Below are 26,773 nucleotides of genomic sequence, written 5' to 3'. Positions count from 1 at the left end.
GAGCTAGCCATTGGGAGCCTTGTTGGGTTCCTTACTTTAGTCAACTATTCAGGACAAACTCTATGACTATAAGGCACAAGCTCTACTCCCTTGGAGTAATTGCCATTTTAGGTATTGTGACCCTATTGGGTACCTCGTCACACTTCGCGAACCAAAGCCAAGAGCTCAATCACGCGATTAAATTGGTTGGCGATCTCGAAATTCGTCTCCTTAATCTACGTCGCAATGAAAAAGACTTCTTGTTACGCGGCAACATCAAATACCTCGACAAATTCAATGGAAACGTCGATAAGTTTGTCGGGACCGAGCAAGAATTGTCTGGCATCCTAAACCATTATGACCTCCCTTCTAGCCTCCAATTTAAACAAGACTTACTTGCCTATAAAAAAGGGTTCCAGAATTTGGTTTCCGCTTACGAGCGCTATGGTTTAAATGCCGACAGCGGTCTATTGGCAAGCTTTGAACAAGCGTTGTTGGAAGCTGAACAGAGTGCAAACCACCAGCAACTGATGGCGTTAACCAAGTTCGCACAAGGCGTCAAAGCCGGGCAAATGAACGAAGGTCTGTTACAAAGTTTGTATGTTCCTTCATTAATCGACAATGCGCGCCAACTTGCTACGCAGAAGCAGACCATTGGTGTGGCATACAACAAAGGTTTACTGGGTGACACTCGTGCCCTATCACACGCAGTTGAAGAGCAATTTAAGACCTTCTCATCTGCGTTGAGCCAAGCGGCAGAAGCTCGGAATGCGCAAAACACCAAGGTGAAACAAGTCATCACTGCCGTCGTCTTCGTTGTTATCTTCGCCTTGATTCTGCAAATTTCACGCTCAATCAATACCCGTGTTAGCAGCCTACTTGCGACGATCAAAAATATCAGCGAAAGCAACAATATGGGCTTGCGTTCAGAGTTGGCAGGTAAAGATGAACTGGCGGACATCAGCCATCACTTAAACGATCTGCTGGATAAGCTTGAACACCTGATTCACGGCACGCAAGAGAAGTCAGCACAGCTATCGGCAAGCACCGATAATATGCATCGTGAACTCGAGGGCGTGATGGAGCAATTCCACGCTCAAGCCGATCATACTTCATCAATGGCAACTGCAGTTCAGCAAATGGTCGCCACTATTGGTGAAATCTCGGAAAGTACCTCTGTGGCAGTAGAAGGCGTTCACCAAGCCGCAAACAATGCAGAACAAGGCCGCACCGTTGTCGAGACGACAGTTTCAAATGTCGGCCAGTTGACCGGTATTCTTTCGAATAGTCAGCAGTCAATCGGATCGCTTAACGAGCACGTTGCAAAGATTGGCGGTGCAGTGAATATCATCCAAGACATTGCAGAGCAAACTAACCTACTCGCACTAAACGCAGCCATTGAAGCAGCGCGTGCGGGCGAACAAGGTCGTGGCTTTGCCGTGGTAGCGGATGAAGTACGCGCACTAGCCAGCCGTACTCATCAATCGACAGAAGAAATCACCCGCGTGGTGTCTGATATTCAATCGCAGATGTCGATGGTGGTATCAGATATCGATCAATGTAACGACCAAGGTCAGCAAACCCTTCAAGCATCTGAGAAGCTCGATTCAAGCCTTCAGCAGATCATTGCAGACATGCATGCAATTCAAGGCAACTCTGAACGCATCGCTTCTGCCATCGAAGAGCAAGGCATCGTGATGAATCAAGTCAGCGACTCGATTACTGAGCTGAACGTGATTTCTGAAAACAACATGCAATCCGCACAAGAATGTCTGCATGAAGTCGATTCTGTCTCTGCTCAAGCCCATGACATGGACGATGCAGTCGCTGAATTTAAAACCCGTAGCGCGTAAACCAAGTTCGCATATTCGGATTTAAATTAATACTAACAAAAAGCCCGAAGCACTCTCATGCTTCGGGCTTTTCTATTTAAGGTAGCTCAGCGCTTATTCGTCATCTAGAGGAACAAGCTTAGTGCTGCCGCCGTGGATCTTCTCACGTTTTCTCTGAACCAGAGCATAGAAGCCAGGGATCAGGAAGGTACCCGCTAGAAGCACACATAGCAGACCGCCAATTAGGGAAATACCCAATGAGTTCTGACTCACGTGACCCGCACCAGCAGCGAAGATCAACGGGAAGATACCCAAGATGAACGACCAAGACGTCATGTTCACAGCACGGAAACGAAGCTTACCACCTTGTACTGCGGCACTGTCGATATCCACATCTTTTTCTTCACGCTCTTGCTTGGCGAATTCCACAATTAGGATTGCGTTCTTCGCCGCGAGCGCTATGAGCAGGACGAGACCTATCTGAGCGTACAAGTTAAGCGGCGTTCCGGTTAAGTTCAATGCGAGGAAGGAACCTAACGTTGCCACTGGCACCACTAGGATGATCGCTAGAGGAATACTCCAACTCTCGTACTGCGCCACCATGAACAAGTAGATAAAGATCAATGCCAATGCGAACGCGTAAATCGCTTGATTACCTGCTAATACTTCTTGGTAAGCCATACCCGTCCACTCGTAAGTGTAACCTTGTGGCAGAACTTCAGCCGCGACACGTTCCATAGCTGCAATCGCGTCACCACTTGAATAACCCGGTGCAGGTTGACCTTGAATGATGGCACTACGGTACATGTTATAACGCCATGCGACATCCGGCTCAAACACCTGTTCGTAGCTCACTAATGTACTCAGTGGCACCATATCGCCGCTCGAAGAACGAACGTGGAAACGCTCAAGATCTTCCATGCTGCTGCGGTGTTCGCTGTCTGCTTGCATGGTCACACGGAAGTTCTTGCCAAACATGGTGAAGTCGTTCACGTATAGCGAACCAAGGTTACCTTGCAATGTTTGGAAGATTGACGACAGTGGAATACCTAACTGTTGTGCTTTCTCGCGGTCGATGTCGACATAGTAATGCGGTACGTTTGCACGGAAGGTACTGAAGGTATACGCGATTTCTGGAGCTTGGTTAGCAGCCTGAATCATTTCACCCATTACCATCGACAAATCCGTACGGCTACGACCTAGTGTGTCTTCCAGTACAAATTCAAAGCCAGAAGCTGCGCCCATACCCGGAACTGCCGGAGGCCCCATTGCGAATACCACCGCTTGAGGAAGTTCCATTGCAGCACGACCATTGATTCGGTTTGCAATAGCATTAGCAGCGTGTTCACCGTCAAGCGAGTTACGCGTGTCCCAATCATGCAGTTTGATGAACAGAGACGCACCGTTTGATGCTGCGGCACCTGTCATGAATGAGTAACCATTCGCAACCGTCACGCCATCAACACCCGGCTCTTGCTCAACCATCTTCATCAATTCATTGGTCACTTCTTCGGTACGAGAAAGTGACGCAGAATCTGGAAGCTGCACGTTCACCAACAAAATGCCTTTATCTTCTTGAGGTACAAACGCCGTAGACGTTGTTTTAGCAAAGAACGTTACTGCGGCAACCGCGACGAAGAAGAAAGCGATCAGTAACATGGACTTCTTAACCAAGAAGCCAGCGATCTGACCGTAACGCGTAGTTACACGCTCTAGACCACGGTTAAACGCTTGGAACCAGTTTGCCGTGTTGCCACCGCCCTGTTTCAGTACCAACGAACATAGCGCAGGAGACAGAGTTAGCGCATTAATCGACGAGATCACTACCGAGATACAGATCGTCAGTGCGAACTGACGATACATGATGCCGGTAATACCCGGAAGCATGGCTACAGGTAGGAATACCGCCAATAGAACCAAGGTCGAGGTAATGATTGGACCCGTTACTTCTTTCATCGCCAGCAAAGTGGCTTTACGCGGTGAAATGGTTGGGTCTTTCGCCATGGTGGTATCGACGTTTTCGATAACTAGAATCGCGTCATCTACCACGATACCGATGGCGAGGATCAAACCGAACAAGGTTACCGTGTTAATGGTAAAGCCCGTCGCCTGCATGATAGCGAATGTACCGATAAGAGATACCGGAATCGCGACAACCGGAATCAAGGTTGCGCGCGCACTACCCAAAAACAGGTAGGTTACTGCGATTACCAGCAAGATCGCTTCAATCAGCGTTTTTACTACGCCCTTGATCGACTCAGCAACGAACACGGTAGTATCGTAACTGGTTTCGTAAGCCATGCCCTCAGGGAAGTTAGTGCTCAAACGTTCAAGCAAGTCCATGACCGCTTTGCCACTTTCCAGTGCGTTTGCATCCGATTGAAGTGACAGTGCAACGATAGAGGCATCTTGACCACGGAACTTACCGTTACCGTCATAGAACTTCTTGCCAAGCTCAACTCGAGCAACGTCTTTTAGGTATACCGTAGAACCATCTGGGTTAGCACGAAGTACTACATCCTCAAACTCGCTCACGCTCTCTAGACGACCTTTGGTCACCAAGTTGAATTGAACTTCTTGAGGGTTGTTGTACGGCGCAGCACCGATACGACCTGCCGCCACTTGCACGTTCTGCTCTGCCAGTGCCGAGTACACATCGGTTGTTGTGAGATTCAGGTTAGCCATTTTTTCTGGGTCTAACCAAACACGCATTGCGTATTCACCACCACCGATAACGTTAACTTCACTGATGCCCTTAACACGCGCCAGCTGGTCTTTTACGTTCAGGTTGATGTAGTTGATAAGAAACTTGTCGTCATACTTACCGTCTGGTGAGTAGAAGTTAAGAACCATCAACAAGTCAGGAGAGCGCTTTTTCACCGTTACGCCTACCATGCGCACTTCTTGAGGCAGTTTTGACTCAATCTGCGATACACGGTTTTGCACGTTAACCTGTGCCATATCGGGGTCAGTACCCACATCGAAGGTGACGTTTAGGCTGTAAGAACCATCGTTAGCACTCTTTGAAGACATGTAAATCATGTTTTCAACGCCGTTCACGGAGGTTTCTATTGGGTCGGCTATCGCCTGCTCCACAACCTCAGCACTTGCACCCGTGTAGAATGCTGTCACGCTCACCGATGGTGGACTGATTTTAGGATATTCTGCAACGGGCAAGATCGCTAATGAGATGGCACCTGCCAACGTCAATATGATCGAAATAACCAGCGCGAATTTGGGTCTTTGAATAAAGAAACGACTTAACATACCGCCTCCTACTGTTTGTTTTCAGCAGGTGATTGAATACGTACTTCTACACCGTTACGCACACGTTGCAGACCTTGGGTAATCACTGTGTCGCCCTTATTTAAACCTTCTTTGATGATGATGCCCTGCTCGACTTGTGGTCCAAGCTCTACGTTACGACGTTCCGCTACGTTGCCTTCCGTCATCACCATGGCGAAGTCACCTTCAAGATCCGTTTGCACTGCGCGACGAGGAATGACAATCACGTCTTTCGCGTCCTTGTCACGAAGGTTTACTTTAATGTGCTGACCGGGAAGCAGCTTTTGATCTGGGTTTGGTACCAATGCGCGCATCGCGATCGTACCAGTTTGCGTATTAATTCGGTTACCTAAAAAGTCCAATTGACCTAGATGTTCGAAGTACTCGCCGTTTTCCAGTTCAAGTTGAACCTCAACACCACTCGACTCTGCACTTCCGTCACCCTTGATACCATCCATACCAAGATTTAAGCGTTCACGCTCACTCACGCTGAATGAGGTATGCACTGGGTCTAGGCTCACTAATGTAGTCAGAATGCCAGAAGACGGTGAAAGCAGATCACCTGTACTCACTTTACTATCACTGATTCGGCCACTAAATGGGGCACGAATTTGAGTGTAAGAAAGGTTTACTTCCGCAAGCTTAAGCTGAGCGTTTGCCGCCTCTAGCTCTGCACGAGCCCCCAGCAACGTCGCCGTCAACGCATCGAACTCAGATTGGGAAATACTGCCACGTGGCAACAAGTTTTTACCACGTTGGTGGTCGAGTTCCGCTTTTTTAAGTGCCGCTTTTGCTTGAGCTAGCGCCGCTTTTGCACTCGCCACTTGCGCTTCAAAAGATGAAGGCTCAATGGAGTACAACAACTGCCCTTTCTCCACCATCTGACCTTCGTCGAAATGGCGGGCTTCAAGATAGCCGGAGACTTGTGCCGTGATATTCGTATCTTCTACTGCTTCAATGCGACCGATGTAAGACTTGCTCGGTTGGTAGTCGATAATTGTGACATCCTGAGTCACAACAAGAGGAGCTGGCGCTCCCTTCTGGGCATTGCTTGCTTCTCCGCATCCCGCGAGGATAGCTGTTGCCGCCATTAGTGCGACGAGTGGTTTCTTTTGCATGTATATACCGTCTTTATAGAACAGGATTCGTTTGACAATACCCTAACCTTACAGGGTGCTTTGTCCGAAAACTTCAAGAGAAACCGGGGAAAGTGTATCAAAGTGTAAGCCGATGAAACGACTCGCAAACATGGTGATCAGCAGGATAAAATTGTTGCGATCATGTACACGAATCACGCTGAAAATCACTGTGATGTTGTGGTGAAAACATACCGATAAATTAGACAATAATTCATCAGCTTCACGTAAAAATCGAAACTTCATAATTACCGCGAGTGTTTTGACTATTTTTTTAAACTGAATGCGTTATCATGCAGACAATTCAAAGCTTTCGACCGAGAGGATGAGTATGATTTCTAAATGGGAGAAACGGTTCTACCAGATGGCTGAACTTGTTGCGTCATGGAGTAAAGATCCATCCACACAAGTTGGCGCGGTAATCACCAAAAATAACCGCATTGTTTCTGTTGGCTTCAACGGCTACCCACACGGCGTATCTGACAGCGTTGATACAGATGAACGCGAACTGAAATACCTAAAAACGCTTCACGCAGAAGAGAACGCAATTTTGTTTTCGAAGCGTGACTTAGATGGTTGTGATATTTGGGTAACCCACTTCCCTTGCCCGAACTGCGCAGCAAAAATCATTCAAACAGGGATTGCACGTGTAAGCTGCCCTGAACAATCTGAAGATTTCTTATCTCGCTGGGGCGACAAGATTCAAGTGAGCCAAGACATGTTCGACCAAGCGGGTGTGGAAGTAAACTGGCTACCAATCAACGAGATCGAAGAGAAAAGCGTTCGTTAAGACATTACTCAGCTTTTGTGTAAATGTTCAGACAATCTAAACATTTGCCAAAACCAACCAAAAAGCCCAGACACATGTCTGGGCTTTTGTTTATCTCTTTGGTGAGATTAATTAATTAGCACGATTAACCGTGCTTCTTGGCCGTTAGCTCAGCAATCTTAACGATCACTTGAACAGACTTCTCCATCATCTCTACGGAGATAAACTCATGGATACCGTGGAAGTTGTAGCCACCGGTGAAGATGTTCGGACAAGGCAAGCCCATGAACGACAAACGGGCACCGTCTGTACCACCACGAATTGGCTTAATAAGAGGCTCAACATCGCACACTTCCATCGCTTGTTTCGCCAAATCGATAATATGTGGATATGGTTCAACCATTTCACGCATGTTGTAATAGCTGTCAGTGAGCTTCAACTCAACCGAACCGTGCTTCAAGCCTGCGTTCATATCATCGACTAGCTTCTGCATAAAGGCTTTGCGATTTTCCAGACCTTCGCGGTCAAAGTCACGAATGATGTAGCCTAACTCACTACGAGCCACACCAAGTTCACCAGATTTTAGGTGGAAAAAACCTTCGTAGCCTTCTGTGGTTTCTGGCGTTTGATCTTCTGGCATCTGCACTTGGAATTTAGCCGCCAAGTTCATCGCATTAACCAGTTTGCCTTTCGCGGTGCCTGGATGAACACTCACGCCATGGAAAATGACATCCGCACTGGTTGCATTGAAGTTTTCGTATTCCAGCTCGCCTTGAGGCCCCCCATCGATGGTGTACGCCCATTCCGCGCCGAACTTCTCAACATCAAACAAGTCAGCGCCACGACCGATCTCTTCATCTGGCGTGAAGCCAATACAAATATCACCGTGTGGGATGTCTGGATTTTCAATCAGCATAGCGACCGCAGAAAGAATCTCAGCAATGCCTGCTTTGTTGTCTGCACCTAGGAGTGTTGTGCCATCCGTAGTAATCAGATTATGACCATGAAGCTCGTGTAAGTCTGGATACTGCACAGGGGAAAGCACTTCATCGCCCAAACCAAGTGCAATATCACCACCCTGATAGTCTTCGATAAACTGAGGGTTCACATTTTTACCAGACGCATCAGGGGCGGTATCCATGTGCGCGATAAAGCCAATAGCAGGCACATCATAATCAACGTTCGATGGCAGTTTTGCCATTAGGTAGCCGTTATCACTTAATGTCACATTGCTTAAGCCAAGCTCAATCATTTCTTTTTTAAGCAACTGTGCAAACACCAGTTGTCCACTGCTACTTGGACAAGCTGATTCATGGGGATTAGATTGAGTATCGAACGTGACGTAGCGAAGAAATCTTTCAACTAAATGCTTCATAATTATTCTCATTGTTTTTGGGCAAAGGATGCGACGCACTGGGATGCTAGGTGTGCGAGGATCCTAACCAACATGGTTCGACAAGCCATGTTACGCTCATACTGCAATAAGAAATTGCTTTGAATCAGTTTTTCATTAGAAAGTGCTGACAGGCTCCATCAGAACTCACATTAAGACTTTGTTTTATAAGGAATTAATTCAATAATTCTTCAGCAAGCTCTCGCCATTCACGAACTTTTCCATGGAAGTGTCGCCACTGTTTATCACTCATTGTTTGGGAAATATCTAGGGTGAATTGATCCGTTAGTGCAATATTATGATCAATATTCTTGGTTAGTTGATCACTATAATAACTTTCTGGCTCAAATAAGAGTTTCATGAATACCTGCTGGTAAACCACGCTGTTACTTTTATTTTCGAAAAGGTATTCGAGTTCTTGAATTATAGACGAGCGATAGTCACGCCATAGTGGACTATTTATGATCACATCTTGAGAAAGCTGTTTGGCGCGTGCTTTTTGTTGTCTTGATAATTTACCAAGCCATTCTTCCATCCACTCTTCAGTATTCTCTAAGACAACTTCTCGCAGCTCTTGTTCCGTTTTACCTGCGTATTTTTCATCCCGCTCTTTGTAACGTTCTTTTACACTATCGATAAACTCGACTTCTTGTTTGCTGTCGAGCTGCATACTCAGTGAAAACAGGTCTGGTGCCGCTTTGGAAACCAAACGTTGATAGTGGTCGCGCATTTGTTCTCGGTTCGATTGCAAAGCGCCCAACGTAACGCTGTCTTTATTAAGCGCTTCTAATTGTTTTAAGTGATCGATATATAAAGGTAATTCCTCTTCTTTATGCCAATCCGCTAATAATAATATACGCTCTTCCAGCAACGCCTCTTGTTCTCCATCTAGGGAGACATAGTCATCTAAATATTCAATCACTACCCAATCAAGGTTACTGTATAGAAATTTTTTAGCACACCCGGCTAACACCAAAATAGATATCAAGATGCATCCATATCGAACCGCTTTATTAGATAAACTTTTTAATTTCATCACCGATCCATATTCCCTTTTTTATTGATTAAGTTCTATACTCAATCTAAATCACTTATTATTGCGGCAAACTTTCGTCAGTCCGGCAAAGTGACATTGCCACTCTTGTAGTATATAGAGTTTGAAATTAACTTTTTTATCACAACTATTCGCAAAAAAGTGAGTTAGGGCGCAATTTTAGGCCAAATCTTGAACGATACAGCGTTCCTTAAATGGCATATAATTTGCATCAATAACAACTGGATAGTTTATGGAGGCGTAGCATGGCTGCTGCTGAGCAACTTGATACGAGTGTAGAGTACGAAATTCGTTACTTCGAAGAGGGGAAAATCCACAGTATGAATGTCGTCGCGGAAGATAAACGCGCGGCACATCATTACTATTTGGAGTGCGGCAAACACAACAGTGACCTGTACTCAATTCGCCCAGACAAATGAAAAACCGCCCTAACTCGGGCGTTTTTTTGTATCTGGCGTTTTTAGAGTGGGCGTTTAAAGGTTATTTAATTTCACCAAATCGCTCTAGGTAAAGCACGGTTGCTGCTGTACGAGAAGGCACTTTTAGCTTCTTGAGTAAGCTCTTCATGTGCACTTTAACAGTCGATTCAGAGATGAACAGACGGTCGGCGATCTGCTTGTTTCGGAAGCCACGTGCGACCTCCTGCAAGATCTGCGTTTCACGGTCGGTCAGCGTATCGAACACGTCTTCTTGCCCTTCTCGCTCATTAAGGTATTTAGCTACCGCTTGGCTGTATGCCTTATCCCCTTCATGCGCTTGTTTCAGCAATTCAACCAATTCATCTGGCTCAGTATCCTTTAACAGGTAACCATCTGCTCCACTTCGCACAATGGCTTCGATGTCGGCAGGGCTATCCGATACCGTCAGGATCACGATACGGGCCTCACAACCGTCTGCGCGCAGCGCTTTCAGCGTATCTAGGCCTGACATGCCTTTCATGTTCAGATCAAGAAGTACCAAATCCAGTTCTAGTTCGTGAGCTGTAGCAACCGCATCTGCGCCGCTGCTTGCCTCTGCAACCACTTCAAACTCTGGCTCGAAACTGAGAAGCTGATGAATACCACGTCTCATGAGTGGGTGATCATCCACCAGCATTACTTTACACACTGTCAATGTTTACTTCCTTACTATGTTGGAATTCTAGTCTTACGATACAGCCGCTGTTCGTTGCCGCTTCAATTTGCAAATCTGCATGCAATCTTGTTGCTCGCTCTTGCATGATGCTCATACCGTAATGATTTAATTTTTCGTCTTGCTGCTCAAAGCCTATACCATCATCGGCAACCGTCACTGTGACTTTGCCATCAGAATCAAGACATTGAATATCGATATTGTTTGCTTGAGCATGCTTGATTGCATTTATCGTCGCTTCTCTAATCAACTGTAGTAGATGGACCTGTTGGTGCGCATCTAATTCTGTTGAAGAAAGCTCATTATTAAGTGAGATATTCGCTGCTGTTTGATCATCAAGCGTCGAAACCATCTCCTGCAGTGCCTGACCAAAGCTGCCTTCTTTTATCGTTAAGCGGAATGTCGTCAAAAGCTCTCTTAACTGGGTGTATGCCGCCGATAATCCAGTATCTAATTCAGCAATCACTTGGTTGGTCTGAGCAATTGCTCTCTCGTCTGGAATATTCTTCACGCTTCTTTTAAGCAGCGATACTTGAATCTTCAAATAAGACAGAGCTTGAGCCAATGAATCATGTAATTCACGCGCGATAGTAGCGCGCTCTTCCATTAGCAGTAGCTGTTCTGCTTGTCTTTGTGCTCGGTTGTAATATACCGCACGAGATAAGATTTGAACAAAGTTATCAATAAGAGACTCATTCGGGCACGGTAGGCCCGCTTTCCAATGTAGATACCCAAGGTGTACGCCATCTAGCGTTAGTGTTTTGGTGTGACATTCACTGTCACATTCATGACGACACTCCTCCCCCTCAGTAAGTATCCAGTTTGGTTCCCCTATTTGGTCTATTTCGAGCTTAACAGCACGAATTCCTTCCAAACTTGCAATATGTTGTAAAATCGCTTGGAAATTTTCTTGATGGATGCGAGAAGCAGTCAACTCTTTCGACGAATCATACAATACTCTAAGCGATTGGTTTGCGTGTTGCAGCTTACGTGTTTTCTCGTCCACCGCTTGCTCCAAACCTCGATAGAGCTTACCAAGATCATTTGCCATCCTATTGAAAGTTTTGGTCAAAATGCCCATTTCGTTATCACTTGAAACATTGAGTGAAACGTTAAACGAGCGATTCTGAATTTGCTCACTAGCAAACACCAGCGCACGAAGCGGCCTGACGACTTCTAGCCTAACAAAGTGCACAACGAACATACTCACACACAGTATGCCGCCAAGCCCTAACCCACCAATCCAAGCTAAGTTGATCAGTTTTTGCTCTGAATAGTTCTGTAGCTTAAATACGAAGGCATCAATTTGTTGAACAAAACCAGCGACTAAGATCAGATATTGGTCTCTGTCTTGGCTCTTAAGTACCGATTTCAGTTCATGCCAACGAAGAATCAGTCGGTAGTAGTCTTTTGTAATATCTTCTGGCACTGACCAATGTTGAAGCGCCAGCATTGAATGTGAGTAAATTGACTGCTCAAATAAGTCAATATGTGAAGAATAGTCAACAGATTCACTTTGAATATCATGAGCTAAACGATAGCTCTGCATTCGCATTGAGCCCGCTACGTTTACCGCTTCTGCATCATTAAGGCTCGACGCAAGAGTGAAAATAGCGAAGCCAGTTGTCGCCACTGAAAGAAGCAAAATCAACATCATGGCAGATGCGATTGTGCGTGTTACTGACTTTTTCACATTTTTAAACAACTCTGAACTCCGCTCGTTTGATAACCATGTTTGCCTTTATACAACACGCATTATCTTTCAACTTTATCAATATGTGATCACCTGCGTCGGAATTTATTGATCTAAAACAATATAGCATCCCAATTACCTCCTAAGAGGTATTTATACATATATGTCAAAAACTACAATTTCATGTACTTAAATGACAGTTTATTAATGAAATTGTGAACTATGCTTATTTGGGGTTTCAATTTCCGAGGTGACTAAGTGGTAGATCTTTCGAGAAGAAGACTTTTTGCACGTAAAACGCAACCGGACAATTCGGTACGTCTTCCTTGGTTAGCTAAGCCAACTCAATTCACAGACGATTGCACTCGTTGCGGTAAATGCATCGAGGCGTGCGAAACTAAAATTATATCAAAAAGCGACGGTGGGTTTCCCGCTGTCGATTTTTCTATTGATGAATGCACCTTTTGTTACCAATGCGCCGAGGCTTGCCCAGAGCCACTGTTTTTAGCGGAAGCGGAACAGCCTTGGCAGGCGAAAGCGAGCATCAATGATAGCTGTTTAGCAAAACAAAATGTCGAATGCCGAAGCTGTGGGGACATGTGCGACCCGATGGCAATTCAGTTCAAGTTAGAGCTTGGCAAAGTAGCACAACCAAATTTAGACCTTGATGAGTGTAACGGCTGCGGCGCCTGTGTCTCAGTGTGTCCGACTTCATCCATCAATGTGAGCAATATAAAAGCCTAGCCGTCAGTGGTCGGCACGAAAGGCGATAAAACGAGAGAGATGTATGTCACTAAACGAAGTGCACATTTCGAGTCTGGTAGTCCATGTTCTGCCTGAACATCTGGCTGAAGTGAAAACCCAGATTGAAGCGTACGAAAACGCAGAGATCTACGGTGACAGTCCAGAAGGCAAAATCGTGGTGGTGTTAGAAACTGAGAACCAAGGTTTCATCACCGACACTATCGATGCGATTAATAATTTACCGAATGTCTTGAGCACAGTACTGGTTTATCACCAAATCGAAACTGGGCTTGAAGAAACGGAAGAAAAAGACACTGGAACACAACATTCCCAAATCGAGGGTGAAGTATGAAAATGACAAGACGTGCGTTTGTGAAAGCAAACGCGGCTGCATCAGCTGCTGCTGTCGCAGGTATTACACTACCAGCTTCTGCAACCAACCTGATTGCAAGCTCTGATCAAACCAAAATCACATGGGACAAAGCGCCTTGTCGTTTCTGTGGTACAGGCTGTTCTGTTCTTGTTGGTACACAAAACGGCAAAGTGGTAGCAACTCAGGGTGACCCTGAAGCACCAGTAAACAAAGGCCTTAACTGTATCAAAGGTTACTTCCTTTCTAAGATCATGTACGGTCAAGACCGCCTAACTCAGCCTCTTCTACGTATGAAAGACGGCAAATACAGCAAAGACGGCGACTTCGCTCCTGTATCTTGGGATACCGCTTTCGACATCATGGCTGAAAAATGGAAAGCCTCTCTAGAGAAGAAAGGTCCAACAAGCATCGGTATGTTCGGTTCTGGTCAATGGACAGTAATGGAAGGTTATGCCGCTGCCAAAATGATGAAAGCAGGCTTCCGTTCAAACAATATCGACCCGAACGCGCGTCACTGTATGGCGTCTGCGGTAGTAGGCTTCATGCGTGCATTTGGTATCGATGAACCAATGGGCTGTTACGATGACTTCGAGAACGCAGATGCCTTCGTTCTTTGGGGTTCAAACATGGCAGAAATGCACCCAGTTCTTTGGACTCGTATTACTGACCGTCGTCTAAGTCACCCTCACGTTAAAGTGAACGTGCTTTCTACTTACTACCACCGTTCATTTGAGTTGGCAGACCACGGCTACATTTTCAATCCTCAGTCTGACCTTGCGATTGCTAACTTTATCGCAAACTACATCATCGAAAACGATGCAGTAAACTGGGACTTCGTGAACAAGCACACCAACTTCACTCAAGCAGACACGGACATCGGCTACGGTCTACGCGATGATGATCCGTTACAAAAAGCGGCGAAGAACCCGAACTCAGGCAAACTAACTTCTATCTCTTTCGAAGAGTACAAGAAGTCAGTTGCACCATACACAGTAGAAAAAGCGTCTGAAATCTCTGGTGTAGAGAAAGAAAAACTAATCGAGCTTGCGAAGCAATACGCGGATCCAAACACAAAAGTAATGTCTCTATGGACGATGGGTATGAACCAACATACTCGTGGTGTATGGATGAACAACTTGGTTTACAACATCCACCTACTAACCGGTAAGATTGCGACTCCGGGTAACAGCCCATTCTCACTAACAGGTCAGCCATCAGCGTGTGGTACGGCTCGTGAAGTTGGTACGTTTGCTCACCGTCTACCAGCAGACATGGTGGTTGCTAACCCTAAACACCGTAAGATCGCAGAAGACATCTGGAAGCTACCAGAAGGTACTATCCCACCGAAACCGGGCTTCCACGCAGTACTTCAAGACCGTATGTTGCATGACGGCGTTCTGAACTGTTACTGGGTTCAATGTAACAACAACATGCAAGCAGGTCCGAACATTAACTCTGAGCGTCTTCCGGGTTACCGTAATCCAGACAACTTCATCGTGGTTTCAGACCCATACCCAACAGCAACCGCGCAGGCGGCTGACCTTGTTCTTCCGACCGCAATGTGGATTGAGAAAGAGGGTGCTTACGGTAACGCAGAGCGTCGTACTCAAGCTTGGTATCAACAAGTAGAGACCATCGGTGATGCAAAATCTGACCTATGGCAGGTAATGGAATTCTCGAAACGCTTCAAGATGGAAGAAGTGTGGCCAGAAGAGCTACTTGCAAAAGCACCAGAGTACCGCGGCAAGACTATGTACGACATGCTGTTCAAAAACGGTCAAGTCGACAAGTTCCCTATAGAAGAAGCGCGTGAGATGAACGATGACGCTCACCACTTCGGCTACTACGTACAGAAAGGTCTGTTCGAAGAGTACGCGACGTTTGGCCGTGGTCACGGTCACGACTTAGCACCATATGATGTTTACCACACAGTACGTGGTCTACGTTGGCCGGTTGTTGATGGCAAAGAAACACAATGGCGCTTTAAAGAAGGCTCTGACCCATATGCGAAAGCTGGTTCAGGTTGGGACTTCTACGGCAATGCTGATGGTAAAGCGAAGATCATCTCTGCACCATACGAAGCGCCACCAGAAGTGCCAAACGAAGAGTTTGACCTATGGCTATGTACTGGCCGTGTTCTTGAGCACTGGCACACAGGTACTATGACTCGTCGTGTACCAGAGCTTTACAAAGCGGTGCCTGACGCGGTGGTTTACATGCACCCTGCGGATGCGAAGAAACGTAACGTTCGTCGCGGTGAAGAGGTTCTGATTGCAAACAAACGTGGTGAAGTTCGCGTTCGCGTTGAAACTCGCGGCCGTAACCGTCCACCTGAAGGCTTGGTATTCGTACCGTTCTTTGATGCCCGTATTTTGATTAACAAGTTGATCCTTGATGCGACTGACCCTCTGTCTAAACAGACAGACTTTAAGAAGTGTCCAGTCAAAATCACGAAAATTGCTTAACCGTCAAATAACGAATGCAAGGGCCGTCTACTCGGCGGCCTAAAAAGAATTTAAGCCATAAGGCGGAGATGAAATGATGAAAAAATACCTTATCGCACTTTTATCTGTAGGTGCTTTATTGACAGGCGTTGCACAAGCAGAACTGGATAACCCAGGCGGCACAGGCGGTCTCGACTCGCTACGTGGCAGCGCGCAACTTGAAGACACGCGTCCTGCAGATGATTTTAAAGACTTTCCAAAAGACCAAATCGTTGCAGACAGCTATGTATATCAGCCGCCACTGATCCCACATAGCATCCGTAACTACGAAGTGTCTTTGAACGCAAACAAATGTCTAGCATGTCACAGCTGGAAAAATGCTAAAGACGCAGGCGCTACCAAAATCAGTGTAACGCACTATGTTAACCGTGAAGACGCGGTATTGGCAGATATGTCACCACGTCGTTACTTCTGTTTGCAATGTCACGTTCCACAAACCGATGGTAAACCATTAGTGGAAAACGAGTTTAAGGCAGTCGATTCGCTTCAGTAATTGAAACGCGAGTACTAAGAGGTTACTTATGAAAATACTTAAAGCGTTTTGGAAGAGACTGTCGAGCCCAAGCAAAGCTGCCGCTGGTGTAGTTTTGTTCTTAGGCTTCGCTGGTGGACTTCTGTTTTGGGGCGCATTCAACACAGGTATGGAAGCGACCAACACAGAAGAGTTCTGTTCTGGCTGTCACGCTCCTATCGTCGCTGAAATTCAAGAAACAATTCACTACTCGAACCGCTCTGGTGTTCGTGCAATCTGTTCAGACTGTCACGTACCACATGAATGGACCGATAAAATCGTTCGTAAAGTTCAAGCATCTAAAGAGCTGTTTGCACACTTCGTAACGAAGACCATCGATACGCCAGAGAAGTTCCAAGCACGTCGTGAGCACCTTGCCGAACGTGAGTGGGCGCGTATGAAGAAAAACGACTCTCTTGAGTGTCGTAACTGTCACCAGTTCGATTACATGGACTACTCTCAGCAAGGTAAACGTGCCTCAGCGCAGCACTCTACAGCGTTGGCGTCAGGCGACAAAACTTGTGTAGATTGTCACAAAGGTATCGCACATAAACTGCCTGACATGCACGGCGTTGAAGGCTGGCAATAAGGAGAAATACAGACAATGAGTAATCTTGAGTCTTTTATCTGGCACTTCCTCGGATACAGTGCAATGCCAGTCATTATTCTTTCCGGCTTTGTCGGAGTAGCAGCAATCTCTCTATGGCTACTCTCACTAGGTAAGGATAAAGAGGTCTAAACCACCTCAAACCAGTCGACATTTTTGCCTATTTTGTTGACGGAAAACGCCAAGCATTTGCTTGGCGTTTTTTCTTTGTATCCTAAACATCCCTCGTCACTAACAGGCTCTAAAAGCCCCTCCTCTGCCCCACATTCAGAAACCCTCAAGACAATTACTGTCTCCTTCCCCGCTTTAGCCTGAAACGTGAGAAACAAAAAAGGCGACCATTATAGTAGGCCGCCAAATGAGACTGCTGTGAGGAGCAGTTTAGGACCCTTTAATAGGCAAAACTTGCTTTACGTATTGACCAGGCGCTTCATCAATCACAGGGTTCTGCTCAGAACCCACTGGGAATGGCTCAACTTGCTCTTCTGGGTTGAATTGCAACAGCCATTGATGCCAATGCGTCCACCAAGAGCCTTCTTGATGATTCGCGTTGTTAAACCACTCATCTGCCGAGTCATCAAGGTTGTCGTTTAGCCAATAGCCGTATTTGTTTTTTGCAGGGTGATTGACGATACCAGCAATGTGCCCTGATTCACCCAAAACAAAGGTCTTGTTGCCACCTGTGTTTAGTGCGCCGCGATATGTACCCTGCCACAACGCGATATGGTCTTCTTTGGTCGACACAAAATAGCTTGGGATCTTAATCTTATTCAGGTCGATCCACACGCCACCGATCTTCACGCCCTTGTCTTGGACTAGCTTGTTCTCTAGATAGAGTTCACGCAGTAAGAAGTTGTGGGACGCAGCACTCACGTTTGTACTGTCGCTGTTCCAGTAGAGCAGGTCAAAATCAACCGGGCTATTACCTTTCAAGTAATTATCGACATAGTAGTTCCAGTACAGGCTGTTTTCGCGGAGTAAGCTAAATGTCACACTCAAAGAACGACCGTCCATGTAACCTTTCGCATTATTCTGCGTTTCAATGGCACTAATAATCGTGTCGTTGATGTACGCCCCAACTTCACCCGGTTGAGAGAAGTCCAGTAACGTTGTAAAGAAGCTCGCAGACTTGATACGCTTCTTCATACGCTTCGCCGCATAGTACGCAACCGTGCTCGCCAGAACCGTACCACCGATGCAATAACCCGCTGCGTTGATTTGCTCTTGACCTGTGATGTCTTCAATTGCAGTCACAGCTTTAGCGACGCCTTCCGTCACGTAGTCACCAAACTCAACGTGAGCTTGCTCTTTACCTGGGTTGCGCCACGACATCATAAATACGCTATGGCCTTGCTCTAATAGCCAACGAACCATGGAGTTCTTCGCCGTTAGGTCAAGGATGTAGTATTTATTGATGAAAGGCGGAACGATCAGCAACGGTGTCGCATTGACTTTTTCTGTCAACGGACGATACTGAATCAACTCAAATAGTTCGTTTTGAAAAACTACATCGCCAGCAGTCGTTGCCACGTCATCACCGACACGAAACGCATTGTTGTTGGTCATGCGCACTTTGAGAATATCCGCACTCGACTCGACATCTTCTTTTAACTTCTCTAAACCCGTTAGGAGGTTCTCACCATTTTGCTCAAGAGTGAGTTTTAGCAGCTCAGGGTTAGTCGCAATGAAGTTTGATGGGGAAAGTGCGTTGATGGCTTGACGAGAGAAGAAGGTAATACGCTCTTTGGTTTTCTCATCCAACCCTTCGATTGAGTCGAGTGTGTCTAGGTAGGTTTTGCTAAATAACAAATAAGATTGTTTGATAAAGCTGTACATGGCTTCTTGCTGCCAAGCATCGTTTGAGAAACGCTTATCACCCTTCTCTGCTTCAATAATCTGTGTTTGATTGCCTGCGAGAGCGACATTCTGCCAAATTTGAAGCTGCTGTTCCCACCACTCTGCTTGCAATTTCAAGATGGCAGCAGGTTGGTTCGCCGCTTGTTCGAACAGTTTAGCAGTATCCTCGAAGTTCACTTCTTGCATAGCCTTATTCAAAGGAGAATTCACGACTGCCTTGTTCACTTCGAAATCATGCCACCACTGTTGATTGGTTTCCTGAAGTTTTACAAGATAGTCCGAAAAGAAGTGTTGAAACATAGTCTTACTCCTATATTCGGAAAAAACAACGCCGCCCAAGAATGCGGGCGGCGATAAGTGGACGTATTACGCAGGAGTAACAGTCTTTAGGTTTTCCGAAGTCATTTGCTCAACGTCTTCTTTGAATTCTTTCGCGATAGCTTGCAGCTTGTTGCTGTCATCCATCATCTGCTGAGAAAGCTTAGTAAGAACGGTAAGTTGTTGGCTGTTGAAAGCGGTTAAAGAAGTCACGTCTTTGATTTCTGACGCCGCTTTCATTTGATTTAGGCCAACTTCGCTGTATGTACGGATTGCGTTCAATTGTAGCTCAGTAAGAACTTCTACGTTCTTTGTCACTAGCTTGTTGAACTTCAAGTATGGTTCTAGATTCTTTTCAGTTTGATCGCTAAAAGTTTTGAAGAAATCAGTGTACATGGTTTATCTCCTAGAGAAAGAATTAAAAATTTCCGTTTAAATAACTATTTAACCGCTTTTACAACCACAGCCGTGCCCATACCGCCGCCCACACAAAGTGAAGCAACACCGTACTGACCGTCTTGTTTGTGAAGTTCGTGTACTAACGTAACCAGAATACGGTTACCCGACGCACCGAGTGGGTGGCCCAATGCGATAGCACCACCATTAAAGTTGGCTTTATCTTGAATTGAGCTCACTGGTACTTGGTTGGTTTCTGCCAGTTTATGAATCACACCTAGTGCTTGCGCAGCAAAGGCTTCATTCAATTCATAAACATCAATGTCGCTGGTTTTCAGCTCGGCTTTTTGCAGCGCCTTGTTCACTGACTCCACAGGACCAAGACCCATAATCTTAGGATCCAAACCGGATTGAGCGTAGCTCACTACTTCAGCAATTGGCGTCAGACCATGCGCTTGAACCGCGCTTTCTGATGCTAAAATGATGGCACTTGCACCGTCGTTTATGCCTGACGCATTGCCTGCAGTTACTGTACCTTCACGGTCAAACGCAGGGCGTAGCTTGCTCAAACCTTCTAGTGTCGCGTTTGCTTTTGGGTATTCATCCGTATCAAATACGACGGTTTCGCGACGCTGCTTGACTTCTACAGGAACAATTTCGTCTTTGAATTTGCCTGCTTCAATCGCTGCCACCGCTTTTTGTTGGCTTGAGAGTGCATATTCGTCTTGTTGTTGACGCGATAGACCCACTTCCTTAGCCACATTTTCAGCAGTTACGCCCATGTGGTATTGGTTGTAAACGTCCGTCAAACCGTCAGCAATAAGGAGATCTTTCAACTCCATGTTGCCCATTTTGTTACCGTCGCGCACAACGCTAGGCACAATGAATGGGATTTGCGACATGACCTCAACACCCGCTGCTACAACGACTTCTGCATCGCCACTGCGAATATGAGAAACGCCATCCATGACGGTTTTCATACCACTGCCGCAAACCATGTTGACGCCATATGCGGGTACTGACTCTGGAATACCAGCAAACAATGCTGCTTGGCGCCCAACACCCATGCCTTGGCCCGCAGCAATCACGTTACCAACGATCACTTCATCAACCTTATCGGCAGAAAGTGATGCAGCCTCAAGCGCACCTTTAATCGCGACCGCAGCAAGATTACCTGCCGAGGTATTTTTTAGACTTCCACCAAATGCGCCAATTGGGGTACGTTTCGCAGCAACAATAAATACTTTTTCCATCATCAGTACTCCTTAGTGCATGTATAGGCCGCCATTCACCGACAATGTTTCGCCGGTGATGTACGCGCCTGCATCACTTACTAAAAAGCTCACTGATGCAGCAATTTCTTCTGGCGTCGCCAGACGCTTCATTGGAATTTGACTCGTGATCGACTCAAGCACTTCTGGTTTCATCTGCTCAACCATTGGAGTGCCTGTGTATCCTGGGGCAATAACATTTACTGTGACGCCTGAACGTGCGCCCTCGTAGGCTAATGCTTTGGAGAATCCAATCATGCCAGCTTTTGCTGCCGAGTAGTTTGCTTGCCCAAACTGCCCTTTCAGACCATTCACAGAAGAGATATTGATGATGCGACCACCACCTTTCTCACACATGGCTGCGAAAAGTGGCTGCGTCACATTGAACAAGCTATTTAGGTTGGTATTGATCACGTCGTTCCAAGCTTGAGCAGTCATCTTTTTGAACACGCCATCACGTGTGATACCTGCGTTGTTGATAACGACGTCTATTGTCCCTTCTTCCTCGAGGATAAGTGCCAATTTCTCGGCACACTGAGCGGTGTCGGTCACGTCTAATTCAAAAAGGCGAACCTGATCTTTGGTAAACCCTTTTTCATTAAACCATTCCAAAGCACACTCATATTTACCAGTAAAATACGTTGCAATAACGCGGTAACCATCATTCACTAGTTGAGAGGAAATTGCAGAACCAATTCCGCCTTTTGATCCAGTGATCAAAGCGACTTTCTTCATTAAAAAGACTCCATTCTTAACGGCATTAAAAAAGCGAATTAAGACACTGGCGAAATTCTTCGCCAACTGACGTGTTAATATATTCTTGTGGCAACAAATCCTCTGCCGCCTTTATTTTTAAGTTAACCTAGAATTGTTACATTTCAAATAAAAAACCAAATCATTTGCATAAGATTGATTTAGATCTCACTCAGAATGAAATGTTATAAAAACGTTAATCTAGATTAAGTCATTGATAGAAAAGAACTTTAAATAAAAACAGATTACTAAATTAAAATGTAAACCATCATATATTCAATCACTTAGGTGATTTTTCATCTACGTTACATTTGCAAGTAGTTTAAGATCATCTTTCTTTTTTTAACTAATAAATCTCAATCAAATCATTAGATAAATACCTTCAAAGCTTACACTACCAAATGTTAAATATATCATTTACTTACCTATAAAACACTTAAAAACAGCGAGTTCAACTTTGACCTTTACTGATAAAAAAGAAATCTATTTAATTAACAATTAATACCAAAAATATGATTCAATTTTATAAATAGAAACACAGAGACTTATCTATTCTTGCAATTATTTGGTGCAAAGGCGCACTAATATGTCGCACGCATTTAATTGCTATTTAAATTTTATTAAATAGCTGAATGTTAGCCCTATGCTCCCCATGACTATTTTCTTTAAAGGTGGCATTGAACGTCACTTTGCACTATCTTTGAGCCCTAACTCCTAAATTACATAATCATCAATATTCATGAATACCGCTTTGCTAACCATGTTCATCCCTACCTTCTTCTTTGTTTCGATCACGCCAGGGATGTGTATGACCCTTGCTCTCACGTTAGGAATGAGTATTGGGTATCGCCGAACCCTATGGATGATGGCTGGTGAACTGGTTGGCGTGGCACTGGTGTCTGTCTCTGCGGTATTGGGCATCGCTGCAATAATGCTGAATTATCCTTGGTTATTCACCGCCCTTAAATTGATTGGTGGTGGCTACCTTCTCTATTTAGGCATCGAAATGTGGCGCTCACGAGGCAAACTCGCCATCAACGTTGAGAATGTTGATGTTCCGACCAGTGGCAACTGGGATTTGGTTTTACAGGGCTTTGTCACCGCAATCGCCAACCCTAAAGGTTGGGCGTTTATGATTTCCCTTCTGCCGCCTTTTATCAATCAAAATGCCGCTCTTGCGCCTCAGCTGATCGTACTTGTTTCGATTATTCTGATGTTCGAGTTCATTTGTATGTCGCTTTACGCCACAGGTGGCAAAGGCTTGAAGCGTTTACTGGGGCAATCAAAAAACGTCCGCTTGATGAACCGTATTGCTGGCACCTTGATGATGGGTGTGGGTGTTTGGCTGTTGATGAGTTAAGGAAAACGTTTTCGATAGAAAGTCCGAGTTATGAAGAAAATTTTAGATAAGATCAAACAGGCCATCGGTGAGGTATTGGATTTCCATGCTCGAGTATGGGTAGTAAATGTCTACGCTGGTGAAAACAAAGGAGAATCTTATGTGGTCAATGAGGACAGCTTCTCTGAGCCGTTACAGTGGATGAAAAAGAAAGGCTACAAAGATTCCATGCTCACCAAAGTAGAATCAATGAAGCGGTCTCAGGTTATCGAGTTTGATTTAGGTGCAGTCAAACATCGCTTGATGCGAGTGAAATAACCTCCCTCTTCTGTTTTCTATCTCGTTTCTCGTTTCTCTTGATAAAAAAGCGCCACTCAAATTGAGTGGCGCAAGCACTTTTACCTTACACACCAAGTATTATGGTGCAGTGTCGATCTCTACTGGTAGGTAGTGTTTTGGTTCTAGCTTCAACCATTCAGGGAGCACCGTACCAATCGAGATAGATGACCACGTACCAGACAGTACGCCGATAAACATTGCAGTCGAGAAGCCAGCCAAAGCTGAGCCGCCCATAATCCACAGCGCGCCAACGGTGATCAGAGTAGTACCTGACGTCACCATAGTACGTGAGAATGTCGCCAGTACTGCTTCGTCGTTGATTTGCTCTGTTTTCCAGTTTTGCTTAGCCACCAGCAGTTCACGAATACGGTCTGCGATGATGATCGAGTCATTGAGCGAGTAACCAAGAATTGCCAGAATCGCCGCAAACACCGTTAGGTTAAACTCCATTTGCGTGATGGCAAAGAAGCCGAGAACCAAGATAACGTCGTGTGCCAGAGCAAACAGCGAACCACTTGCCAAACGCCATTCAAAGCGGAAACACAAGTAACCAAGAATCGTCAGTACTGAAATCAATAGCGCTAAACCACCTTGATCAAACAGATCTTGACCTACTTGAGCACCAACGATGCTGTTACTTACCACATCAACTTGGTGTGAGATTGGTTTAAGCACATCTGCTACGCTCGGTAGTGTTTGACCTTCTGCAGGTGCAGAGTAACGAATCACCCAACGGCCATCTTCACCTGAACGCGTGACTGATGTTGATTCGCCAAGCTTTGGTTGAAGTGCGTTAAGCAGATCATGGTTAGTCAATTGTTTATCGACTTTCACTTCGGTAACCATACCACCAGTGAAGTCTAGACCTAGGTTAAGCCCTTTCATTCCCAGAGCAACAAGAGCAATAATCGTTAGAACTGCCGATACAGCAGTCGTGAAGTAACGAATCTTACGGATATTTTGTTTTAGCATTTCGACCATGATTAAACCCTCACATCACGACGGCCATCGCGGCCCCAAATTAAATTGATCATTGCACGAGAAGCGAATACGCCTGTAAACATACTGGTCATCAGACCCAAGCCTAGCGTTAGCGCGAAGCCTTGGATTGGACCGTTACCAATCGCGTATAGAATCACAGCAGTGATCATGGTGGTGATGTTGGCATCAAGGATAGTTGCGAATGCACTGTCGAAGCCGAGGTCGATCGCTTGAGCGAAGCTGCGGCCTTCACGCATTTTGTCTTTGATACGTTCGAAGATGATTACGTTGGTATCCACCGCCATACCGACAGTCAGAACCAAACCAGCAATACCAGGGAGCGTTAGCACGGCACCAGGAAGCAGTGCGATTAGACCAAGCAAGCAAAGCATGTTTGCACACAAAGCCACGTTCGCAACCCAACCAAGACGACGGTACCAAAGCGCCATAAATGTCAGGGTTAGACCCATACCTAGTGCTAGAGCAGCAAAACCGTTTTGGATGTTTTCTGCACCTAGAGATGCACCAATTGTACGTTCTTCAACGATCGTCACTGGCGCTGTTAGAGAGCCCGCACGCAGAAGCAGCGCAAGCTGTTGTGCTTCATCCATGCTACCCGCACCTGTGATGCGGAATTGGCTACCAAGTTGAGACTGGATAGTTGCTACACTGATGACGCGCTCACTACGCTCTGTCATACCACGTTCGTCCGTTTTGTACTCGCGGTACACGGTCGCCATTGGTTTGCCGATGTGTGTTGCAGAGAAGTCACTCATCTTCTTGCCACCCGCGTGGTCTAGAGAGATGTTTACTTCTGACATACCCATTTTGTCGACGCCAGCACGTGCGTTTACGATGTGCTCACCCGTTAGTACTGGGCGCTTAGTCAGGATTACAGTACGACCGTCGTTGTCTTTCAATACAAGGTCTTGGCTACTACGAGCTTGACCTGCGTCTTTTACTTCATAGAACGCAAGACTTGCTGTTGCACCGATAACATTTTTCGCTTGTGCTGGATCTTGAACACCTGGAAGCTCAATACGGATGCTCTCTTTGCCTTGGCGTTGAACCAACGCTTCTGTAATACCCAGCTCTTCGATACGACCACGCATGATCTTCAAGTTTTGTTGAAGTGTTGTGGTTTGGAATTCTTGGATGTTCTGTTCACTTGGTTGAAGCTCAAAACCGCGATCTGAGCCAGTCATTGTCCAACCAGGGTAGTTTTGACGAATGAATTGGCTTGCCGCTTTAAGACCGGCTTCGTTCTCGCTGTTTACTGCGATGTGGTTGTGCGCTTCTGCACGAACTTGAACACCGCGAATACGCTCTTCACGCAGATTTGCTTTGATCTCATCAACCAATGCATCACGTTGTTCCTCGAACGCTTTGTTCACATCTACGTTTAGTAGGAATTGCACGCCGCCACGAAGGTCAAGACCAAGTTTGATCGGGCTAAAGCCCATTTCGTTCAACCATTCAGGTGCAACAGAAACGTAAGAGAACGTAATGCTGTCGTCTTTGTCTAGCTGCTCGTTAAGCAATGCGCGTGCTTTACTTTGCGCGTCTTCGCCATCAAAAACGATGGTGGTTTTTCCGTCTTTCTCAATGATCTTAGACGCAGGAATATGATGCGTTTTCAACAGTTGGTCTAGCTGGACCACTGACATCGCACTGTTGCTTTGGTCAGCAAACGTGACCTGAATAGAAGGCTGCTCACCAAACCAGGTTGGGATCGCGCTCAAGGTTAAAATAATAACGGTCGTAATAAGTACGACGTATTTCCATGCTGAGTAATGATTCAGCACTTTTCTGTTCTTTTGTGGTTTTGGTGTTTTCTTCATGTAAACATCATCCCTTCACTGAGCAGTGAAGCTTTAAATAATTAAATTCAAGACACGACAAAACGCTTACCTGAACGATATACAGGTACAGAATGCCCAGAGCTTTAGTGGCCCTGTTGAAGAGTTATCGTGTTAAGAACGCACAAGATGTGCAGAGTGATGTTGCCTACGCAGAAAATTGACTATTAAGCGCGACATACATGGCGTTGGTTTCTTTCCAGCCGGAAAGACGATGGTCGCTAACGAAGTGATTAAATACAGATTGGTTTTGACGCCAACTGATGTCCATTAGGCTATAAGCGTAGCCAGCATCAGCATAAAATGGCGCATTTAAATCGCCAATGAAGTCAATGTGTTCGTCTTCGATATTCTCACGCAGGTGCGATGTCCAACGTTGAGAATTAAAGATAGCAAGAGAGTCTTGGAAAGCATGGCTTTCAGAAACTGGAGACTGGGTGCTTTCTTCTGTGAATTCCGCAAAATCCACCGGTGAACTTGATGTAGAGCTGGTTGCAGTAAATGGCTGCAACTTGGAGAAGTGAGGCAAATAGGATTTCTGTTCTGCTTGTGCAGCCGACGCCTGCAGTGGCGACAAAGCCATTGCAAGAAGCAACAAAAGCAGTTTTCTAACGTAAATCCAAGGCATGATAGCTCACTTAAAACAAAA

The 26,773-nt window shown here is 45.7% G+C and carries 24 protein-coding genes; 11 read left to right on the top strand and 13 right to left on the bottom strand.

Going from position 1 to position 26,773, the window contains the following annotated elements; all coding sequences use genetic code 11:
• Window positions 1-62 precede the first annotated feature (62 nt).
• A complete protein-coding gene (locus tag GXP65_RS02485) occupies window positions 63-1,832 on the top strand; it encodes a methyl-accepting chemotaxis protein (RefSeq protein WP_162091895.1) in 1,770 nt (589 codons plus the stop codon).
• Window positions 1,833-1,925: 93 nt separating this feature from the next.
• On the opposite strand, the gene vmeZ is transcribed toward GXP65_RS02485, so the two are convergent.
• Window positions 1,926-5,078 carry a multidrug efflux RND transporter permease subunit VmeZ gene (vmeZ, locus tag GXP65_RS02480; protein ID WP_045395504.1) on the bottom strand — a complete coding sequence of 1,051 codons (3,153 nt, stop codon included), beginning with the start codon at window positions 5,076-5,078 and terminating at the stop codon, window positions 1,926-1,928.
• A gap of 8 nt (window positions 5,079-5,086) precedes the next feature.
• Entirely contained in the window at window positions 5,087-6,214 is a 1,128-nt protein-coding gene (gene vmeY, locus GXP65_RS02475) for a multidrug efflux RND transporter periplasmic adaptor subunit VmeY (protein ID WP_162091894.1), read from the bottom strand.
• A gap of 349 nt (window positions 6,215-6,563) precedes the next feature.
• Here vmeY and GXP65_RS02470 point away from each other — a divergent pair, with 349 nt between their 5' ends.
• Window positions 6,564-7,022: a cytidine/deoxycytidylate deaminase family protein gene (locus GXP65_RS02470; RefSeq protein ID WP_005433321.1), complete on the top strand. Its 459-nt coding sequence runs from the start codon at window positions 6,564-6,566 to the stop codon at window positions 7,020-7,022.
• A gap of 124 nt (window positions 7,023-7,146) precedes the next feature.
• Here GXP65_RS02470 and pepT read toward each other — a convergent pair whose 3' ends face one another.
• Window positions 7,147-8,376, bottom strand: a complete 1,230-nt coding sequence (gene pepT / locus GXP65_RS02465; protein WP_038889027.1) for a peptidase T — start codon at window positions 8,374-8,376, stop codon at window positions 7,147-7,149.
• A 193-nt stretch (window positions 8,377-8,569) separates the two neighbouring features.
• A complete protein-coding gene (locus GXP65_RS02460; RefSeq protein WP_162091893.1) occupies window positions 8,570-9,430 on the bottom strand; it encodes a DUF6279 family lipoprotein in 861 nt (286 codons plus the stop codon).
• Window positions 9,431-9,693: 263 nt separating this feature from the next.
• Between GXP65_RS02460 and GXP65_RS02455 the strand changes: the two genes are divergently transcribed.
• The gene (locus GXP65_RS02455; RefSeq protein ID WP_010643585.1) at window positions 9,694-9,867 is read left to right on the top strand and encodes a hypothetical protein; all 174 of its coding nucleotides are present in this window, start codon (window positions 9,694-9,696) and stop codon (window positions 9,865-9,867) included.
• Between the two features lie 61 nt (window positions 9,868-9,928).
• On the opposite strand, the gene GXP65_RS02450 is transcribed toward GXP65_RS02455, so the two are convergent.
• Both GXP65_RS02450 and narQ read right to left on the bottom strand, forming a co-directional pair.
• Complete coding sequence (locus GXP65_RS02450) at window positions 9,929-10,561, bottom strand: response regulator (protein ID WP_005433412.1); 633 nt, start codon at window positions 10,559-10,561, stop codon at window positions 9,929-9,931.
• Entirely contained in the window at window positions 10,548-12,284 is a 1,737-nt protein-coding gene (gene narQ, locus GXP65_RS02445) for a nitrate/nitrite two-component system sensor histidine kinase NarQ (RefSeq protein ID WP_103414024.1), read from the bottom strand. The genes GXP65_RS02450 and narQ overlap by 14 nt, the downstream gene beginning before the upstream one ends.
• A 246-nt stretch (window positions 12,285-12,530) precedes the next feature.
• Between narQ and napF the strand changes: the two genes are divergently transcribed.
• The 6 genes from napF (at window position 12,531) to GXP65_RS02415 (ending at window position 17,143) form a co-directional block, all read left to right on the top strand.
• Window positions 12,531-13,016 carry a ferredoxin-type protein NapF gene (gene napF / locus GXP65_RS02440; RefSeq protein ID WP_162091892.1) on the top strand — a complete coding sequence of 162 codons (486 nt, stop codon included), beginning with the start codon at window positions 12,531-12,533 and terminating at the stop codon, window positions 13,014-13,016.
• A 43-nt stretch (window positions 13,017-13,059) separates the two neighbouring features.
• A complete protein-coding gene (locus tag GXP65_RS02435) occupies window positions 13,060-13,368 on the top strand; it encodes a chaperone NapD (protein WP_005433349.1) in 309 nt (102 codons plus the stop codon).
• Complete coding sequence (gene napA, locus GXP65_RS02430; RefSeq protein WP_005433339.1) at window positions 13,365-15,854, top strand: periplasmic nitrate reductase subunit alpha; 2,490 nt, start codon at window positions 13,365-13,367, stop codon at window positions 15,852-15,854. The genes GXP65_RS02435 and napA overlap by 4 nt, the downstream gene beginning before the upstream one ends.
• Before the next feature lie 76 nt (window positions 15,855-15,930).
• Window positions 15,931-16,386: a nitrate reductase cytochrome c-type subunit gene (locus tag GXP65_RS02425; RefSeq protein WP_005537128.1), complete on the top strand. Its 456-nt coding sequence runs from the start codon at window positions 15,931-15,933 to the stop codon at window positions 16,384-16,386.
• Between the two features lie 28 nt (window positions 16,387-16,414).
• The gene (locus tag GXP65_RS02420) at window positions 16,415-16,993 is read left to right on the top strand and encodes a NapC/NirT family cytochrome c (RefSeq protein ID WP_005433285.1); all 579 of its coding nucleotides are present in this window, start codon (window positions 16,415-16,417) and stop codon (window positions 16,991-16,993) included.
• A gap of 15 nt (window positions 16,994-17,008) precedes the next feature.
• On the top strand, window positions 17,009-17,143 hold the full coding sequence (locus GXP65_RS02415) for a TIGR02808 family protein (protein WP_005433365.1): 135 nt from the start codon (window positions 17,009-17,011) through the stop codon (window positions 17,141-17,143).
• Window positions 17,144-17,392: 249 nt separating this feature from the next.
• On the opposite strand, the gene phaC is transcribed toward GXP65_RS02415, so the two are convergent.
• From phaC to GXP65_RS02395, 4 genes are all read right to left on the bottom strand, one after another.
• Window positions 17,393-19,168, bottom strand: coding sequence for a class I poly(R)-hydroxyalkanoic acid synthase (phaC, locus tag GXP65_RS02410; RefSeq protein WP_162091891.1), 1,776 nt, complete (start codon window positions 19,166-19,168; stop codon window positions 17,393-17,395).
• 66 nt (window positions 19,169-19,234) lie between these two features.
• Window positions 19,235-19,582 (bottom strand): phasin family protein, encoded by a 348-nt coding sequence (locus GXP65_RS02405; protein ID WP_005433494.1) that lies wholly within the window; start codon window positions 19,580-19,582, stop codon window positions 19,235-19,237.
• Between the two features lie 44 nt (window positions 19,583-19,626).
• On the bottom strand, window positions 19,627-20,835 hold the full coding sequence (locus GXP65_RS02400; protein ID WP_162091937.1) for an acetyl-CoA C-acetyltransferase: 1,209 nt from the start codon (window positions 20,833-20,835) through the stop codon (window positions 19,627-19,629).
• Between the two features lie 12 nt (window positions 20,836-20,847).
• Entirely contained in the window at window positions 20,848-21,588 is a 741-nt protein-coding gene (locus GXP65_RS02395) for an SDR family oxidoreductase (protein ID WP_005433356.1), read from the bottom strand.
• 757 nt (window positions 21,589-22,345) lie between these two features.
• Between GXP65_RS02395 and GXP65_RS02390 the strand changes: the two genes are divergently transcribed.
• Complete coding sequence (locus tag GXP65_RS02390) at window positions 22,346-22,966, top strand: LysE family translocator (RefSeq protein WP_038889034.1); 621 nt, start codon at window positions 22,346-22,348, stop codon at window positions 22,964-22,966.
• Between the two features lie 30 nt (window positions 22,967-22,996).
• Window positions 22,997-23,263, top strand: a complete 267-nt coding sequence (locus tag GXP65_RS02385; protein WP_162091890.1) for a hypothetical protein — start codon at window positions 22,997-22,999, stop codon at window positions 23,261-23,263.
• A 99-nt stretch (window positions 23,264-23,362) separates the two neighbouring features.
• On the opposite strand, the gene secF is transcribed toward GXP65_RS02385, so the two are convergent.
• The 3 genes from secF to GXP65_RS02370 all read right to left on the bottom strand — a co-directional run bounded on the left by secF (window position 23,363) and on the right by GXP65_RS02370 (window position 26,752).
• Entirely contained in the window at window positions 23,363-24,265 is a 903-nt protein-coding gene (gene secF / locus GXP65_RS02380) for a protein translocase subunit SecF (RefSeq protein ID WP_010644862.1), read from the bottom strand.
• A 2-nt stretch (window positions 24,266-24,267) separates the two neighbouring features.
• Entirely contained in the window at window positions 24,268-26,106 is a 1,839-nt protein-coding gene (gene secD, locus GXP65_RS02375; RefSeq protein ID WP_012129038.1) for a protein translocase subunit SecD, read from the bottom strand.
• A gap of 166 nt (window positions 26,107-26,272) precedes the next feature.
• Window positions 26,273-26,752, bottom strand: coding sequence for a hypothetical protein (locus GXP65_RS02370; RefSeq protein WP_038889036.1), 480 nt, complete (start codon window positions 26,750-26,752; stop codon window positions 26,273-26,275).
• Window positions 26,753-26,773: the final 21 nt, after the last annotated feature.

Source organism: Vibrio sp. LB10LO1 (assembly GCF_010092875.1).
Classification (GTDB): Bacteria; Pseudomonadota; Gammaproteobacteria; order Enterobacterales; family Vibrionaceae; genus Vibrio; species Vibrio campbellii.
This window is presented reverse-complemented; position numbering and strand designations above follow the sequence as displayed.